2 protein-coding genes are annotated in these 1077 nt (G+C 66.0%); both read right to left on the reverse strand.

The features are described from left to right. Positions 1-719, reverse strand: a 719-nt coding sequence (locus tag ACX3OZ_RS20855; protein ID WP_459105509.1) for a transposase domain-containing protein, incomplete at its 3' end; no start/stop codon positions are given. A 72-nt stretch (positions 720-791) separates the two neighbouring features. After that, positions 792-1077, reverse strand: a 286-nt coding sequence (gene tnpB, locus ACX3OZ_RS20860; RefSeq protein WP_459105510.1) for an IS66 family insertion sequence element accessory protein TnpB, incomplete at its 5' end; no start/stop codon positions are given.

Consider the following 1077-nt stretch of genomic DNA (forward strand, 5'->3'; position numbering starts at 1 on the left):
AGCGGCTCCAGCTCGAAGCCGAGCCGGCCCATCCACTGGGCCATCAGCGAGCGGTCCAGTTCCACGCCGTCGCGGCCGTAAATCTCTTCCTGCCGGTAGAGCGGCAACCCGTCGGCATATTTGCTGACCGCGACCTGGGCCAGCAGCGCCTCGGTGGGGATGCCGCCGGCAATCAGGTGATCGGGCGCCGGCGCCTGCACGATGCGGTCTTCGCCGTCGGCCAGCCGGTAGGCGTATTTGGGGCGGCGGGTGACAATGACGCGGAACCTGGTCGGGGTTACGTCGAGGCGCTCGGAGACGTCCTCGCCGATCCGGACAGCTTCCAGGCCAACGCAGTCGGCCGGCACCTCGGGCTCGATCACCTGCTCGATGCGCTCCAGGTGGGGCGCAAAGCCCTTGCGGGGACGTGAAGCACGCGGTGCTGCTGCTTGTCTGTCGCGCGCCGCCAGCCCAGCCTCGATCTCGCCAATGCCGGTTTCGATTTCGTCGAACACGAAGGCCATCTGCTCGTCATCGAGCAGGTCGTGCCGCAGCCGTTCAGAGCGCGTACCGTATTGGGCGCGCTGCAGCATGGCGATGATCGAGGTCAGTCGCGCAATCCGCTCGTCGGACGTGGTGTTGATAACCTTGAGTTCGGCGATCTCGGCATGGGCAGCGGCAATCATCGCTTTGAGGACGTCAACGTCATCGGGAAGCTGCTGCGGGGCGGCCGGGATCATGCCTGTATACTGGCACAAAACACCCCGGATTGCCTCAGTTTTCGCGCCAGTGAGTCAGTCTGCCGCAGGCTTTTATCCAGCCGATTGCGGCCGGCTCGCCGGCACCGCCCGCACCCGTTTCCAGTCCATGCCCTCAACCAGGGCCAGCAGTTGGGCATGGCTCAGCTGCACCCGGCTGTGCCCGATCCGCGGCCAGCAGAACGCCGCTTTCTCCAACCGCTTGGCGTAAAGGCACAGCCCGGTGCCATCCCACCACACGATCTTGATGCGATCCGCCCGTTTCGCGCGGAACACGTACAGCGAGCCGTTGAACGGATCGGCCCCCGCATCCCGAACCAGGCCGACCAGCCCGTCAGGC

The sequence above is a fragment of the Devosia sp. A369 genome, from assembly GCF_054489345.1.